Genomic DNA, 16,987 nt, shown 5'->3' with positions numbered 1-16,987 from the left:
AGGAATGACCCTCTGTTTAAAGTTTAGAATATTTTTTGCAATTTATAAAAAATACTAAAATAAAAAACACGGATTTAGATAAACTCAAATTGTATTTTTTTGATTTTTGGGCAAGACTTTTTTACAATAAAATCAAAATTTTATTGTTATCTATTAGGAATAAGTTCAGAAAAGTTGTTTTTTTGAATATAGTTTTTTAATTAAAAAGATATAAAGATGAATCAATATTTTAGTTTTAAAGGTCAAATATTTATTTTGGGTTTAATGTTCGGAGTGCTGTCAACAGCCTATTCTCAAGAGGGATTTGGGGGTGACTTTAAAGTTAAAGCAGCTCCAGTAAAAAAGAAAGAAGTTAAGGAAACTAAGGTAAAAGATGTGAAGTTTTCTAACGAAGATTTTAATAAGATAAAATCTTATGAAGTTCAGGGATTAGATAAAAACGAGTATAAAGTTCCTGAAAAAGAAGAATATGATGCTGAAAAATTAGCTAAAAGAGATCAGGATTTAGGGGTTGTAAAAACCAGTTCAGGAACTGCTAAAGTGCGGTATCGTGATGCAGCTTATGTTGATGGCGATAAGGTAAGAGTATATTTAAATTATGTAATTATTCAGCCAGAAGTACTTTTAAATGCTGAAGAACAAGGTTTTGATATTGATTTGAAGCCAGGCTTGAATCGTATTGATTTTGAAGCGTTAAACGAAGGTTTTGCTGCACCAAATACAGCTGAATTTAAAATTTATGATGATCAGGGAGCTGTTATTTCTACTAATCAATGGAATATTGCTCAAGGATATAAAGCTACCATTATATTAGAAAAAGAATAGTTTTAAGACGTTTTTTTGTCTTTTGGTTAAAGTTTCTTTAATGTTGAGTTTGTGTTTTGTTTTATAAAATGAAAGCTTGGTATATTTGTTGATACTTAGGATTATTAATGAAACAAAATAAGATTAATATGAAGCAGTTTTTGTTGTTTGTAATGATGTGTTTTGCATTTAGTAGCTATGCTCAAAATGAGTTTGGAGGTGCTAAATTCACACCAATTGCACCATTAAATACGAATAAAGTTGCTCCTAAGAAAGTTACGCCTTCATCAACTGATGCTCCAGTTATTAAAGCTCCAGATCTTTTTAAAAAGCCTGATGTTAGTTTGCCTTCTAGTTCTAAATATCAAATTGGGGAAACAAAATCTTTTTCGATGGAACAAACCAATGATTTTATTAATCCAGGAGATCGAATTAGAGATAAAATGACCAAAGATTTAGATAAAACCTTGGTTAGAGAAGGATTGAGAGAAGATGATCGCCTTTTGGTAAAAATTGATAAAAACTTTGGAGAAATTAGAACCAAATCTAAATATTTTGTAGTTAAATATCGTGATTTTATTTATGTCGATGGTGATTTGATTAAGGCAACACTCAACAATCAAATGATAGGGGGTATAATGGAATTGTATTCTAGTTATGGTCAGTTTATTTTTGATTTAAAAGATGGAATCAACACTTTTGAGCTGGAAGCTTACAGTAAAGGAACTTCTGGAGGAAATACTTGTGAGTTTAAAATTTATGATGATAAAGGAGTTTTAGTTCGTTCGGAATTTTGGGATAACTGGGATAAGGGAGTCAAAGGAAAATTTGTTATTGTAAAAGAGTAAAAAACGAATAGGCTGCGTATGTTGTTTTTTGAAAAAGAATTTGGACTGAAATTGGAAAATAAAAAAAACAAAAAATTTCAAAAATCCATTTTACCATTCCAAATTTTAAAAGTAATTTTGCGCCATGCAACACAACGTACTTATTTTAGATTTCGGGTCGCAATACACTCAGCTGATTGCGCGTAGAGTTCGCGAATTAAATATATTCTGCGAAATTTTTCCATATAATAATTTTCCATCGGATTTATCAAGTTATAAAGCCGTAATTTTAGGAGGAAGCCCTTTTTCTGTTCGCGGAGAAGATGCGCCACATCCGGATTTATCTCAAATTAGAGGGAAATTGCCAATGCTTGCCGTATGTTACGGAGCGCAATATTTGTCTCACTTTAGTGGAGGTGAAGTTGCAGCATCTAACACTAGAGAATACGGTAGAGCTAATTTGTCTTATATTAAGGAAGATGAAGTTTTCTTTGAAGGAGTTTCTCCAAACAGTCAAGTTTGGATGAGTCATAGTGATAGTATTAAGACGTTGCCAACCAATGGTGTAAAATTAGCAAGTACACATGATGTGGAATTTGCAGCTTACAAAATTGAAGGTGAAACCACTTATGCAATTCAATACCACCCAGAAGTATATCATTCTACTGAAGGGAAACAAATGTTAGAGAATTTTTTAGTAAAAATTGCTCAGGTTCCTCAAAATTTCACGCCAAATGCTTTCGTTGAAGAAATCGTGGCTGAAATGCAAGAAAAAATCGGAAACGATAAAGTTGTTTTAGGTCTTTCAGGAGGTGTAGATTCAACTGTAGCGGCGGTTTTATTGAATAAAGCAATTGGGAAAAACCTGTATTGTATTTTTGTAAACAATGGTTTGTTACGTAAAAATGAATTCCAAAGTGTTTTAGATCAATATGAAGGAATGGGTTTGAATGTAAAAGGAGTAGATGCTTCTCAGCGTTTTTATGATGCCTTAGCTGGAGTTACTGATCCTGAATTGAAAAGAAAAGCTATCGGAAATGCTTTTATCGAAGTTTTTGATGATGAGTCACATCAAATTGAAGATGTTACCTGGTTAGCCCAAGGAACAATATATCCTGATGTTATCGAATCGGTTTCTGTAAAAGGACCGTCGGCAACTATTAAATCACACCACAACGTGGGTGGTTTGCCAGATTATATGAAATTGAAAGTGGTGGAACCTTTGCGTATGCTTTTTAAAGATGAAGTACGCAGAGTGGGAGCAACTTTAGGAATTGATCCAGAATTATTAGGAAGACATCCTTTCCCAGGACCAGGATTGTCAATCAGAATTTTAGGAGATATTACTTTAGAAAAAGTACAAATTTTACAAGATGTAGATAAAGTTTTTATTGACGGATTGAAATCTTGGGGATTGTATGATAAAGTTTGGCAGGCAGGAGCTATTTTACTTCCTGTAAATAGTGTGGGTGTAATGGGTGATGAGCGTACTTATGAAAAAGTAGTGGCGCTTCGTGCTGTAGAATCTACCGATGGTATGACTGCTGACTGGGTTCACTTACCGTATGATTTTTTGATGAAAGTATCTAATGATATTATCAACAAGGTAAAAGGGGTGAACAGAGTAGTGTATGATATTAGTTCAAAACCACCAGCAACAATTGAGTGGGAATAATAGAAATTTCTTAGTTGATCTTTCTTAGTTATTATGAAAACGGTATCAGATTTTGGAATAAAATTTGGTACCGTTTTCTTATCTTTAGTGCAATAATTTTTTTAAATAAAATAATCGAATGAAGTATTTTTTCGCAATTTGGATTCCTGTTTTGTTATTTACCAATGTGATTTTTTCGCAAGAAACCATCACTCATAAAGTAGAGCGAGGAGAGACGATAACTGAAATCGCTAAAATGTATAAAGTAACTCCGTATGATATTTACAAGTTAAATCCGGATGCACAAGATAAATTGAAGCCTAGAAGTCTGCTTTTAATTCCTTCTAAGTCGGGAATTAGGGTTGCATCTAGTCAGGCGGAAATTACACATAAGGTTTTGCCTAAAGAAACTTTGTACGGGATTGAAAAAAAATACAATGTTTCGGATGCTGATTTGAAAAAAGCAAATCCTTTTTTAGAAACTGATGGTTTGCAAATTGGTCAGGAATTAACAATTCCATCTAAAAACAAAATAAAATCTTCTGAAAAAGCGGTTTATCATGATGTGCTTCCTAAAGAAACTAAATATTCCATTGCTAAGAAATACGGAATTACCATTGCCGAATTAGAAAAGAAAAATCCTGAAATCATTCCTAATCTAACAATTGGTTATCGTTTGTTAATTAAAGGAAACCCTGCTAAAAATAATGAAGTAGTTCAAAATACAGAGATTAAACAAAATGCAACTGATGCGGCTAAAAAATATGTTTCTTATGAGGTGAAGCCCAAAGAAACGTTGTACAGTTTATCAAAAAAGTTTAATTTATCTCAGGATGAATTGGTTGCATTGAATCCTGAACTTAAAAATGGAGTTGAAATTGGAATGCTTTTAAAAGTTCCTACAAACGGAATGTTTTCAAATGTTTCGGAGAATAAAGTTTATACTGATTTAACTGCAAAAAATAATTCTGGAGATCGTAAAAAAATAGCAATGCTTTTGCCGTTTAATGTTTCTAGTTTAGAAGGAGATGATACGAATTCAATTGTAGCCCAACTTAAAAAAGATAAGTTTTTAAACATGACTTTGGATTTTTATGCTGGTGCTTTGATGGCAATAGATTCTGCTAAAGCATTAGGATTGCCAATTGATGTTAGTATTTATGATTCGCAGGAAACAAAATACAATTCGAATATTGCGGCCATTTTAAACAATAATAAATTGCAAAATTCAGATGTTGTTATTGGTCCTTTTTATCAAAATAATGCCGAAGTAACAGCACGTTTGTTAAGTAGTTATAATGTTCCGGTAATTTCGCCATTGTCTAAAGATGAAGGAACTCCGATAACTAATTTATATCAGGCTGTTCCAACTAATGATGTTTTGAAAACTAAAATGTTCGATTTCATGCGATCTAAAAATGGTAATATGCTTGCTGTTGTAGATAAAAAGAAAGGTTCGGTAATTCAGTATTTGTCTAAAAATCAACCTGATGTGAAATTAGTTCCTTTGAATGATAATGGAACTGTTTCGGCTGAAAATCTTAAAAACATGTTGGTTTCAGGTCGAATGAATTATGTGGTTTTAGAAACCGCAAATACTTGGATGATAAAAACTACTATTACTTCTATGGTTAGTGCAATGTCTAATTATCAGGTACAATTAGTGGTATTAGAACCTAATGAAACGTTAGATAGTGATGAGATTAATTTTTCTAATTTGGTAAAATTAAAATTAATGTATCCTTCTGTAAGTAGGGAAGATAGCTCGGTTGAAGGAGTTGTTTTCGAAAATAAATTTAGAAAGATTAATTCTATTTCTCCAAGTGATTATGCCATAAGAGGATTTGATGTTACGTTTGATGCTATAATGCGCTTAATGCAAAATAAATCTTTTGAAGAAACAGCGAATACCATTTCGACTCAACAATTTAAAAACAAATTTGAGTATCATAAAAAAGACGGTGTAGGAAATGCGAACAAAGGAGTGTATATTTTATATTACGATAGCGATCTGACTGTAAAAGTAGCTAACTAAACTTCTTGCTTTAGATGGATGATAATCAAAAACAATTAGTAAAATTAGCCTATGCCAAAATGCCTTTTGGAAAATATGAAGGTAGGTTTCTTATTGATTTACCCGAGTATTATGTGGTTTGGTACCACAACAAAGGATTTCCAAAAGGAGAATTAGGCGAACAGTTAAAACTGATTTACGAATTAAAATTGAATGGATTAGAAGAACTGATACGAAATATTAAAAAAAGATACCCAAAACCTCATTGATTTAAGAAATTAATGAGGTTTTTATTTTGGGATTAACAAAAGTCAATTTTAGAAATTATCTCATTTCCAAATTAGCATAATCCCAATTTATAATCGTATTTTTGCATCGTTTTTTATACAATTACAATACAAATCATAACAGAATGAATCAAACGAAATATATTTTTGTTACTGGTGGTGTGACTTCTTCATTAGGAAAAGGAATCATCGCAGCATCATTAGCAAAATTGTTACAAGCCAGAGGATATAGAACAACAATTCAAAAGTTTGACCCTTATTTAAATGTTGATCCAGGGACATTAAACCCTTATGAACACGGCGAATGTTATGTAACTGATGATGGAGCTGAAACCGATTTAGATTTAGGTCACTACGAACGTTTCTTAGATGTTCCTACTTCTCAGGCAAATAATGTTACTACAGGTAGAATTTACCTTTCTGTTATTGAAAAAGAAAGAAGAGGAGAGTTTCTTGGAAAAACGGTTCAAGTTGTTCCTCATATTACCAATGAAATTAAAGATAGAATGCAATTGCTTGGTAAATCAGGTGATTATGATATTATTATTACTGAAATTGGAGGAACTGTAGGTGATATTGAATCATTACCATATATCGAATCTGTTCGTCAATTAGTTTGGGATTTGGGCGAAAATAATGCAATTGTAATTCACTTAACTTTAGTTCCTTACTTAGCTGCAGCGGGCGAATTGAAAACAAAACCTACTCAGCACTCTGTTAAAACCCTAATGGAAAGCGGTATTAAAGCAGATATTTTAGTTTGTAGAACAGAGCACGAAATTTCGAATGATATTCGTAGTAAACTAGCCTTATTTTGTAATGTAAAAAGAGAAGCAGTTATTCAATCTATTGATGCTTCTACTATCTATGAAGTGCCTAATTTAATGCTTGAAGAAGGATTAGATGTTGTGGCTTTAAAGAAATTAGACTTACCTAAAAAAGCTGCTCCAGATTTAAAACACTGGAACACTTTCTTAAAAAGAATAAAATCTCCAAAGCATACCGTAAATATTGGTTTGATTGGAAAATATGTTGAAATGCAAGACTGTTACAAGTCAATTTTAGAAGCTTTTATTCATTCAGGAGCGGCTAATGAGACTAAGGTAAATGTAATTTCAATTCACTCTGAATATATTGACGAAGAGTGTGTAGCAGAAAAATTCAAAGATTTAGATGCCGTTCTTGTTGCTCCAGGTTTTGGAGAAAGAGGAATTGAAGGGAAAATTGCTGCAGTACGTTATGCCCGTGAAAACAAAATACCATTCTTTGGTATTTGTTTAGGAATGCAAATGTCAGTTATCGAATATTCAAGAAACGTATTAGGATTAGCAGAAGCCAATTCGACTGAAATGAATCCTGAAACTCCAAATCCAGTTGTTAATTTGATGGAAAGTCAAAAAAATGTTACGGACAAAGGAGGAACTATGCGTCTTGGAGCCTGGAAATGCGAAATCAAACCAGATACTTTGGCACATAGAATTTATGGTCAAACTACTATTTCAGAGCGTCACCGTCACCGTTATGAGTACAATAATGAATATTTAGATGCGCTTCAAAAAGCAGGTTTGAAAGCTTCAGGTGTAAATCCAGATACAGGTTTGGTAGAAATTGTAGAAATAGAAGATCATCCATTTTTTATTGGTGTACAATACCATCCAGAATATAAAAGTACGGTAGTTAATCCACATCCACTTTTTGTGAATTTTGTGGCAGCGGCTGTAAAAGCAAAGAAAAAATAGTAATCTATTTCTAAAAATAGAACCCAATAATTGGACTGAATAAGTCGAGAAAAATAATTCGTATTAAAATGGAAGAAAAAAAGTTTGACCCCAATTCGTTAATTGGTTTTGTATTGATTTTCGGTATATTACTTTGGATAATGTATCAAAACAAGCCTTCTGAAGCAGAACTTGCTGCAGATAAAGCCAAAAAAGAATTGGTTGTTAAAGATGCTCAAATTCAGGAAAATGCTGCAAAATTAGCAGCCGTTCCAGTTGCAACAAATGATACTTTGCAATTAGCAAAATTGCAAAAAACCTTAGGAAGTTTTGCTTACTCAGCTACTTTGGCTAGTGCTAAAGAAGGATTTACTACTATTGAAAACAAACTAGTAAAACTTACAATAGCGAACAAAGGGGGGTATATTACTGAAGCGACATTAAAGAATTATGAGCGAACTAAAAAAGGTTCAGGCGATTTAGTTCAATTGATTAAAGACAACAATGCTCAGTTTAATTTACAATTAGCCACTGTTGATAATCATACTTTAAATACGAAAGACCTTTATTTCGAACCTACTTTGACAAAAAATGGTGAAGACCAAATTTTGACCATGCGATTGAAAGCTGCTGCAAATGCCTATTTAGAATATAAATATGTATTGAAAGCAGACGATTATATGTTGGATTTTGATATCCAAACACAAGGATTAAATACCGTTTTAAAAACGGCTAAGCCAATACAATTAGAGTGGGATTTAAAAACCTATACTAACGAGAAAAGTATTTCTTACGAAAATCGTTATTCTGAAATTTATTTCGAATATGAAGATGGAAAAAGCGACTATTTAGGTCAAGGAAACGACAAAACAGAAACAGCCGAAGAGGTGAGTTATGTGGCTTACAAACAGCATTTCTTTTCTTCTATTTTATTGTCTTCAACGCCATTTCAAACCGCCGAATTGTATTCTAATAATTTAGTGAATGATGAAAAGGTTGATACTACTTTTACAAAGCAATTCAAGGCAGTAATACCGTTGGCTTTCAAAAACGGAGAGATTGACCAAAAAATGAATTGGTACTACGGACCTACCGATTACAAATTATTAAAATCGTACGACAGAAACTTAGAAGACATTGTAGCTCTTGGATGGGGGATTTTCGGATGGATTAACCGTCATTTATTTATTCCAATGTACGGATTCTTGAGTATGTTTATTTCTCAAGGTTGGGCTATTGTATTGTTTACTATTTTAGTAAAATTACTAATGTCGCCTATTACTTATAAGTCATTTTTGTCCCAGGCTAAAATGAAAGTGTTGCGTCCTGAAATCACTGAAATTAGTGAAAAATTCAAGGATGAACCAATGAAAAAACAACAAGAAACCATGAAATTGTACAACAAAGCGGGAGTGAATCCTATGGCTGGTTGTGTTCCTGGTTTATTGCAAATGCCTGTTTTCTACGCCTTATTTCAATTCTTCCCGTCGGCAATTGAGTTGAGACAAAAAGGATTTTTATGGGCAGACGATTTATCATCATTTGATTCCGTTTATAAACTACCTTTTCATATTCCAGCTTATGGAGATCACATTAGTTTGTTCCCAATTTTAGCTTCTATTGCGATTTTCTTTTATATGAAAATGACAACGGGAGACCAACAAATGGCAACACCACAACAAGAAGGTATGCCAGATATGGCAAAAATGATGAAAATAATGGTGTATATTTCGCCATTAATGATGTTGTTATTCTTTAATAGTTATGCGTCAGGATTGAGTTTGTATTACTTTATTTCAAATACCATTACAATCGGAATCATGTTAGTGATCAAAAATTACATTATTGATAGCGATAAGATTCACGCTCAAATTCAAGAAAACAAAAAGAAAGAGCCTAAGAAACAAAGTAAGTTTCAACAAAAGCTACAAGAAGCTATGGCACAACAAGAAGCGATGAAAGCGCAAAAGAAAAAGAAATAAAATAATTTTACCGAGTCAACCTTTTTCAGGACGAGACATATAATAAATAAGCCTCAAAGCTAATGTTTGCTTTGAGGCTTATTTTCTTAAAACTTATTTGATTTTTAATTTAGTCAAAAGCTGGTATTAAAACTTTGTCAATAGCATGTACAATTCCATTTGAACATTGTACATCAGTTAGAATGATGTTTTTATTCACGTCTGTTCCGGCATCATTTATTGCAGTTCCTGTGATAGTGAAAGATTCCCCTTGTAATGTTGGAATGTTTCCTGAAGGAATTGCATTAGAACGTACATTTAGACCTCCAACTACATGATACAATAGAACTTCTGTTTTTAGACCAGAACTTAAACCACCATATAAATCCAATGTAGCTTGGTCAAATGCAGTATTAACTGGAGCAAATACAGTAAATGGAGCTCCGTCTGTTCCGTCTAAAGTTGCAGCTAAATTTTGGGCAACCAGTAAGCTGGTTACTGTACTTAAATTAGGATTAGCAACAGCATGATTTTTAATAGTTGGTATTGCGATTACTCTGTTCACAACGTGGATAACTCCATTACTTGCGTCAATGTCTGCAGTGGTTACAACAGCTCCTGCATTTTCAATGCCGCCGTTTAATGTTACTACCGCCCCTGATTTTTGTACAAACATGCTTATCGTAGGCGCATTTGTTGTATTGTTTATTGGAGATAATGTAGAAACATAAGTAGATGCTGGAATAGCTGAACTTTTAATTTCTGTTGCAATAACATGATTGAGTAACACATTTCTCAATACATCTACGTTTACGTTGTTTACAGTTACGTTGTTCCCTAATGATGTGAAAAATCTGTTGAATGCATCATTTGTAGGAGCAAAAACAGTAAATTCTCCTGATTCGTTTAGAGTCGCTGTTAAGCCAGTTCTGTTTAATGCGGTCACCAATGTTGTAAAATCAGGATTTGCTGATGCAATGGCAGCGATACTTGTGTTCATAGGTTCTGCTGGTTTTCCGTCATCTTCATTACAGGATACCATAAAAGATAATAATGCAACACAAGCAAATACAATTTTAATTTTAGATACAATTTTCATAGTTTTTTATTTAATTAGTTATTGTTAATTTGTTTAAAGTTAATTAATAAAAGTTAAACAAAATTTGATTTTATATTTTGATTAGTAATTGTTTAGTCATTTAAATTCTATTTTTTCCCATAAAACAAGGTTTTTTGTTTAATTCAATAATTGTTTTTGTTAAACAAAATCTTAATCTATTTATTCTTGTTTACAAGATGGGGTTTAGTAAATTTGGGTTAACAATTAGTTTATATATTTTAGTAGATAAAAAAGTTTTGTATTAGATTTCGAACGCATAAATCGAGATTGAAAATTATGTATTACTACAAAGTGGATTAAAAGACTTAACTTACCAATAATTAAATTTGACCAATATGATAAAAAATATCTTGTTTTTGTTTTTCTTCTTACAATGCGCAGGCTTAATAGCTCAAATAGAGATTAACAATTTAGATGCCAATGGAAAAAAAGACGGATTATGGAAAGGTGTTTATCCTGAATCAAAAAGACCGCGATACGAAGGAACATTTTCTCATGGAAAAGAAATAGGAGAATTTAAGTTTTTTGACGATACCAAAGCAGGAAGTGTTATTGCCACAAGAACATTCAATCCAAACGATAATGTGGCTTACACTGTTTTTTATGATCAAAGAAAGAACAAAGTGAGCGAAGGAAAGGTAATCAATAAATTGTTTGAAGGCCAATGGAAATATTACCATTTGGGCGCAACAACTATAATGACGACTGAGAATTACAAAAACGGAAAATTAGAGGGTTTGCGTTCTGTGTTTTTTCCAAGTGGGAAAATTGCGGAAGAAACTAATTATGCAAATAATTTAAAGAATGGAAGTTCTAAAAAATATTCTGAAAGAGGAATCATTTTGGAAGAAGCTAATTTTAAGAACAATCAATATGATGGAGAAGCTATTTTTAGAGATGTAGATGGTAAAATTGTTTCAAAAGGAAAATTCGTTAATGGAAAAAAAACAGGAATCTGGCAATTTTTCGAAAATGGAAAATTGATAGAAGAATTGAATATGAGTAATTCTAAAAATAATAATGCAGTAAAAAACAAGTAATCTCAGTTTTATAAAATATTCTACTGTAGACCAAGATTGTAATTAACAAAGCTTAGGGAGAGAAATCGTTTTAAAACTTTGTACCTTTGCACACATTAAAATAAATTTTAGAATGAAACGTGTTGTAGTTGGACTTTCGGGAGGTGTTGATTCAAGTGTTGCTGCTTATTTGTTGCAACAACAAGGCTATGAAGTTATTGGTCTTTTTATGAAAAACTGGCACGATGATTCGGTTACTATTTCGAATGATTGCCCGTGGTTAGAAGATAGTAACGACGCTTTATTAGTTGCCGAAAAGTTAGGTATTCCGTTTCAAACCGTTGATTTAAGTGAACAATACAAAGAAAAAATCGTTGATTATATGTTCAACGAATATGAAAAAGGGAGAACTCCAAATCCTGATGTGCTTTGTAATCGCGAGATAAAATTTGATGTTTTTATGAAAATTGCTTTAAGTCTTGGTGCCGATTATGTGGCAACGGGACATTATTGTAGAAAAAACGAAATTGAAGTTAACGGAAAGCCGGTTTATCAATTGCTTTCTGGAGTAGATAACAATAAAGATCAATCTTATTTTCTGTGTCAATTATCACAAGAACAATTATCAAAATCACTTTTTCCAATCGGTGAATTGACAAAACCACAAGTTCGTGAAATTGCCGCCGAAATGGAATTGGTTACAGCCGAAAAGAAAGATTCTCAAGGATTGTGTTTTATTGGAAAAGTACGTCTTCCTGAGTTTTTGCAACAAAAATTGCAGCCCAAACCAGGTATTATTGTACAAATTGACAAAAATAATTCGGTTTATAATATTGGTATTCCAAAAGGATTGTCAACAGAAGAAACCTTGTCTTTAGCTGCAAGTCCTATTCAGTACACGCCTGATATGGGTAAGACAGTTGGGAAACATCAAGGCGCACATTATTTTACTATTGGACAACGAAAAGGATTAAATGTAGGTGGTACAGCCGAAGGGTTATTTGTAATTGCAACAGATGTAGATTCGAATATCATTTATACAGGAATGGGAAGCCATCATCCTGGATTGTTTAGAAAAGCTTTGTTTGTAGAAAAATCAGAAGTGCATTGGATTCGTAAAGATTTGGCTTTAGCCAATGGAGAAACGATGAAAGTAATGGCTAGAATTCGCTACAGACAACCTTTGCAAGAAGCAACTTTACATCAATTTGAATCGGGAATGTATGTTTCTTTTGAAGAACCGCAATCAGCTATTACCGAAGGACAATTTGTAGCCTGGCATTTGGATGACGAATTAGTTGGTTCAGGTGTAATTTCGTAGTTGGATTTTCGAGAAAAAACAATATATTTAAGTGATTAATTCTTTTAGGAGTTAATCACTTTTTTTATACATTCATTTTATGAAAAAGTATTGCTTGCTATTTTTTATATTCTTTCCACTTTTTGTTTTTTCGCAAGAAGAAGCCTGGGTATATTTCAATGCCAAAGCAAACGAGCACTATTATTATGAAAATCCTTTGCAAATGCTATCGCAACGTGCTTTAGAGAGACGAAATACTCAAAATATCCCTTTGGATTTCAAGGATGTTCCCATTAATCAGGAATATATTAATAGCATTAGCTCTGTTTCAGGAATAAAAGTGATGGCAAAGTCGAAATGGCTTAATGCTATTCATATTAGAGGAAGTCAGAGTCGGATAAATTCTTTAAAAAACTTTGATTTTGTTGATAGAGTTCATTTTGCTAATAAAAATTTAAATCAAACAACTAGTTTGGTTTCTGCTTATAAAAGAATTTCTCCACGAAAAAATAATTCTAAAAAGGAAAAATTAGTTCCTATTTCTGAAGGGTTTGCTACACAAATAGAAATACTAAACGGACAGTTTTTGCACCAACAAAATTATACGGGTTCGGGAAAAATAATTGCAGTTTTGGATTCGGGTTTTTTAGGAGTTGATACTTCTACTGCTTTTAAAAGACTAAGAGAGAATAACCAAATTTTAGATGGTTATAATTTTGTAAAAAGAAATACCAGTTGCTATGCCGATGATAATCATGGAACAAATGTACTTTCTACAATGGCTGCTTATGGCAAAAATTCGTTGAAAGGAACAGCAATCGATGCGTCTTATTATTTATTTGTTACCGAAGATGTTACTGTAGAAAATCCTGTTGAGGAATCGTTGTGGGTAGAAGCTGCTGAAAAAGCCGATAGTTTGGGTGTGGATATTATTAGTAGTTCTTTGGGCTATTCTGATTTTGATAATCCAAATTACAATTATAATTATACTGAAAGAAACGGAATGAACGCTTTTATTTCAAAAGGAGCCGAAATTGCTTTTAGTCGCGGTATGCTTGTAGTGGTTGCGGCAGGGAATGAAGGAACTACTAAGAATCCATATATTGGAGTGCCAGCAGATGCTCCGTCGGTTATTTCAGTTGGTGCGGTTAATGATGACAAAAATAGAGCTGGTTTTAGTTCGATTGGGCCTACAGCTGATGGACGAATAAAACCTGAGGTGATGGCTTTGGGACAAAATACAATTGTTTCAGATGAAAAAGGGAGCAACATTTATTTGAGCGGAAGTTCTTTTTCTGCGCCAATAATTTCTGGATTGTTGGCTTGTTTGTGGCAGGCTTATCCGGATAAAACCAATCAGGAAATAAGAACATTATTGCTTCAGTCATCAAATAAAAATACTGCACCAGACAACGAATACGGTTATGGAATTCCCGATTTTAATTTGGCGTTAAGCAATGGAAATTCGTTAAAAAGGGATGTTTTTCAGTATCCTACTTCTCATTTTATTAAGGAATATTTTCCTGCTAATTCTAATTCAGGAACAATTTTTTTTAATAGTTTTTCGGGGCAAAAAACAGAAGATTTACAAGAGAATTTTTCATTAAAATCATTAAGTAAAGGACTTTATTTTTATAAAAAGGAATCGGATGTTTTTTCGAAATATGGAAAAATCATCAAAAATTAGTTTGTAATGAATACTATAACAACACTTTTCAATATTAAGTATCCTATAATTCAGGCTGGAATGGTTTGGGTTAGCGGTTATAAATTAGCTAGTGCAGTGAGCAATGCTGGAGGTTTGGGCTTGATAGGAGCGGGTTCAATGTATCCAGAAGTTTTGAGAGAACACATTCAGAAATGCAAAAAAGCAACTTCTAAACCTTTTGGAGTCAATATTCCGATGTTGTATCCCAATATAGAAGAAATCATGCAAATTATTGTAGATGAAAAAGTAAAAATTGTTTTTACATCTGCTGGAAATCCAATGACTTGGACGCCTTATTTGAAAGAAAATGGAATTACAGTAGTGCATGTTGTAAGTAGTACCAAATTTGCTTTAAAAGCACAACAAGCAGGTGTAGATGCTATTGTTGCTGAAGGTTTTGAAGCAGGTGGTCATAACGGCCGGGACGAGACGACAACTTTTACTTTGATTCCGATGGTAAAAGAACAAATAAAAATTCCTATTATTGCAGCCGGTGGTATTGCTAATGGAAACGGAATGCTTGCCGCTATGATTCTTGGTGCTGATGGAGTTCAGGTAGGAAGCCGATTTGCTGCTTCAATAGAATCTTCGGCACATGAGAATTTTAAACAAGAAATTTTAAATACAAAAGAAGGCGGGACGCAGTTAACATTAAAAGAGTTAACGCCGGTACGCTTAATAAAAAATAAATTTTTTGAAGACATTCAAGAATTGTATACCCAATGTCCAACAAAAGAGGATCTGTCAAAATTACTAGGAAGAGCTCGTGCTAAAAAAGGTATTTTTGAAGGAGATATAACCGAAGGAGAATTAGAAATAGGTCAGATTGCAGGATTAATTCATGAAATAAAATCTGCTGCATCGATTATTTCAGACATGATGGAAGAATATCAGTTAGCTAAAAAAGCAGTTGCCCATTTTTTATAATAATAGAGCTTAAAATGACAAAAATAAAATGCTTTTACATCAGCTTACTGTTTTTAGGAATTGGCATCCAGCAATCCTATAGTCAGACTTATAAATTCCGTACTTCGGGCGTTAGTGTTTTGGAAAAAAACGAAAATGGAAAATGGGGAAAATGGTCTGATTTAAGTTTGGTGAATATCCTTGTTTCCCTAGATACCGATAAAAATAGGTTGGTTGTTTATTGTCAAAATATTCAGTTGTATCAAATAGTAGTGTATCAACCAGAATCAGAATCAGAAAATGATTTAGTTTATTCTTTTACCTGTAAAGATAATGATGGAATTGATTGTACCGTTTCTATTATTACCCGAAAAAAACAACAAAACCGTAAGCAATTATACATTACTTACGGTGACCATGTGATTGTGTATAATATATTTTCGATGTAATAGTTGAACTTATTCGTTTTCAATATCCTTTATAAACTCATCATATTCCAGATAAAAACGCTCCAGAGCATCCATTTTTTCATAAAAAAAATCAAAAATAGTATCCCAGTAATTACGGTTACTAAAGCCAACACCTAATTTTTCTACCCAAATACGGCTAATAGTTTTTCCGTTTTCTAAAACATATTCTCTTTCGAAAACTAAATTAGAGATGAATTCTTCTTCTAAGATGTTTTTTAAAGCTTCTAATTTTTCAAAGTAAGCTATTCTTTTCTCGTTGCTGCGATGCTCAATGTCAATAAGAACTTGGGCTTTTTTATTATCTACATAAAACTTAAAAGAGAAATCCTTAATCTTTGTATCGTATAAGACCCATTTTCGTGGGTGTTTTTCGGCAAATGTTACCCAGAATTCTCGTTTTAATCGTTGCGTTTCTTCTTTACTATACATTTTAGATACTTTGAGCTTTAGAAAATTTGTGCAAACTTGTTTTCTAAAGTATATTTATGTTTTTATTTGCAAAAATAGACTTTGATTATGGATTTTCAATATTTTTTAAAATTTATACCTGATTTGGTTCAAGCTCCACTTTCAGCAGAGGTGTCTCATGAAAAAATGATGCCTTTAGAGCGAAAGGAGCTTTTGGCAAAAATGAATTTGAAAGACAACATACCAAGAGAAGCAGCGGTGACCATGCTGTTTTATCCTAAAAATAATGAAACGCATTTGGTTCTTATTGTTCGAAATTCATACAATGGGATTCATTCGGCTCAAATTGCTTTTCCAGGAGGAAAAATTGAAGCTGAAGATGCGGATTATAGTGCAACGGCATTGCGTGAAACTGAGGAAGAAATAGGGGTGAGTCGAGATAAAATTAAAATTGTAAAAGCATTTAGTTCCGTGTTTATTCCACCGAGTAATTTTATGGTCTATCCTTTTTTAGGTATTTGTAAGGAGGAAATTGATTTTATTCCTGATGCTATAGAAGTGGCTTCAGTCATCGAATTGCCCTTGGCTGTTTTTAGAAATGATTCCATTTTAACGATCGAAAATTTATCGACTTCTTATGCCTCTTTTATTGAAGTTCCAGCTTTTAAAATTGACGATCATATTGTATGGGGAGCTACAGCAATGATGTTGAGTGAATTGAGAGATGTTTTAAATGCAATTCTGGTAGATGAAAACAATTAATTCGAATATAACCTATTAGATTCTTCAAA

General features: G+C 32.7%; 15 protein-coding genes. 13 read left to right on the top strand and 2 right to left on the bottom strand.

The features are described from left to right. Nucleotides 1-216 precede the first annotated feature (216 nt). From AAGV33_RS09545 to yidC, 7 genes are all read left to right on the top strand, one after another. Nucleotides 217-825 carry a hypothetical protein gene (locus AAGV33_RS09545; protein WP_373391748.1) on the top strand — a complete coding sequence of 203 codons (609 nt, stop codon included), beginning with the start codon at nt 217-219 and terminating at the stop codon, nt 823-825. Nucleotides 826-953: 128 nt separating this feature from the next. Next, the gene (locus AAGV33_RS09540; RefSeq protein ID WP_373391747.1) at nt 954-1,652 is read left to right on the top strand and encodes a hypothetical protein; all 699 of its coding nucleotides are present in this window, start codon (nt 954-956) and stop codon (nt 1,650-1,652) included. A 124-nt stretch (nt 1,653-1,776) separates the two neighbouring features. After that, on the top strand, nt 1,777-3,306 hold the full coding sequence (gene guaA / locus AAGV33_RS09535) for a glutamine-hydrolyzing GMP synthase (RefSeq protein ID WP_373391746.1): 1,530 nt from the start codon (nt 1,777-1,779) through the stop codon (nt 3,304-3,306). 118 nt (nt 3,307-3,424) lie between these two features. Beyond that, entirely contained in the window at nt 3,425-5,320 is a 1,896-nt protein-coding gene (locus tag AAGV33_RS09530; protein WP_373391745.1) for a PBP1 and LysM peptidoglycan-binding domain-containing protein, read from the top strand. A gap of 14 nt (nt 5,321-5,334) precedes the next feature. Continuing rightward, nucleotides 5,335-5,568, top strand: a complete 234-nt coding sequence (locus AAGV33_RS09525) for a DUF3820 family protein (protein ID WP_373391744.1) — start codon at nt 5,335-5,337, stop codon at nt 5,566-5,568. Between the two features lie 143 nt (nt 5,569-5,711). Further along, complete coding sequence (locus AAGV33_RS09520; RefSeq protein WP_373391743.1) at nt 5,712-7,325, top strand: CTP synthase; 1,614 nt, start codon at nt 5,712-5,714, stop codon at nt 7,323-7,325. Nucleotides 7,326-7,393: 68 nt separating this feature from the next. After that, complete coding sequence (gene yidC / locus AAGV33_RS09515) at nt 7,394-9,286, top strand: membrane protein insertase YidC (protein WP_373391742.1); 1,893 nt, start codon at nt 7,394-7,396, stop codon at nt 9,284-9,286. Between the two features lie 109 nt (nt 9,287-9,395). Here yidC and AAGV33_RS09510 read toward each other — a convergent pair whose 3' ends face one another. Next, on the bottom strand, nt 9,396-10,364 hold the full coding sequence (locus AAGV33_RS09510) for a fasciclin domain-containing protein (RefSeq protein WP_373391741.1): 969 nt from the start codon (nt 10,362-10,364) through the stop codon (nt 9,396-9,398). Between the two features lie 356 nt (nt 10,365-10,720). Here AAGV33_RS09510 and AAGV33_RS09505 point away from each other — a divergent pair, with 356 nt between their 5' ends. The 5 genes from AAGV33_RS09505 to AAGV33_RS09485 all read left to right on the top strand — a co-directional run bounded on the left by AAGV33_RS09505 (nt 10,721) and on the right by AAGV33_RS09485 (nt 15,767). Continuing rightward, nucleotides 10,721-11,425: a toxin-antitoxin system YwqK family antitoxin gene (locus AAGV33_RS09505; RefSeq protein ID WP_373391740.1), complete on the top strand. Its 705-nt coding sequence runs from the start codon at nt 10,721-10,723 to the stop codon at nt 11,423-11,425. A 112-nt stretch (nt 11,426-11,537) separates the two neighbouring features. Further along, nucleotides 11,538-12,725 (top strand): tRNA 2-thiouridine(34) synthase MnmA, encoded by a 1,188-nt coding sequence (mnmA, locus tag AAGV33_RS09500; RefSeq protein ID WP_373391739.1) that lies wholly within the window; start codon nt 11,538-11,540, stop codon nt 12,723-12,725. Nucleotides 12,726-12,804: 79 nt separating this feature from the next. Then, nucleotides 12,805-14,391 carry a S8 family peptidase gene (locus tag AAGV33_RS09495; protein WP_373391738.1) on the top strand — a complete coding sequence of 529 codons (1,587 nt, stop codon included), beginning with the start codon at nt 12,805-12,807 and terminating at the stop codon, nt 14,389-14,391. Nucleotides 14,392-14,397: 6 nt separating this feature from the next. Continuing rightward, the gene (locus tag AAGV33_RS09490) at nt 14,398-15,339 is read left to right on the top strand and encodes an NAD(P)H-dependent flavin oxidoreductase (protein ID WP_373391737.1); all 942 of its coding nucleotides are present in this window, start codon (nt 14,398-14,400) and stop codon (nt 15,337-15,339) included. Nucleotides 15,340-15,353: 14 nt separating this feature from the next. Continuing rightward, entirely contained in the window at nt 15,354-15,767 is a 414-nt protein-coding gene (locus tag AAGV33_RS09485; protein WP_373391736.1) for a hypothetical protein, read from the top strand. A gap of 9 nt (nt 15,768-15,776) precedes the next feature. Here AAGV33_RS09485 and AAGV33_RS09480 read toward each other — a convergent pair whose 3' ends face one another. Continuing rightward, entirely contained in the window at nt 15,777-16,217 is a 441-nt protein-coding gene (locus tag AAGV33_RS09480; protein WP_373391735.1) for a DUF4268 domain-containing protein, read from the bottom strand. An 87-nt stretch (nt 16,218-16,304) separates the two neighbouring features. Between AAGV33_RS09480 and AAGV33_RS09475 the strand changes: the two genes are divergently transcribed. Further along, a complete protein-coding gene (locus AAGV33_RS09475; RefSeq protein WP_373391734.1) occupies nt 16,305-16,958 on the top strand; it encodes an NUDIX hydrolase in 654 nt (217 codons plus the stop codon). Nucleotides 16,959-16,987: the final 29 nt, after the last annotated feature.

The organism is Flavobacterium magnesitis, from assembly GCF_041729735.1.
GTDB lineage: Bacteria > Bacteroidota > Bacteroidia > Flavobacteriales > Flavobacteriaceae > Flavobacterium > Flavobacterium magnesitis.
This window is presented reverse-complemented; position numbering and strand designations above follow the sequence as displayed.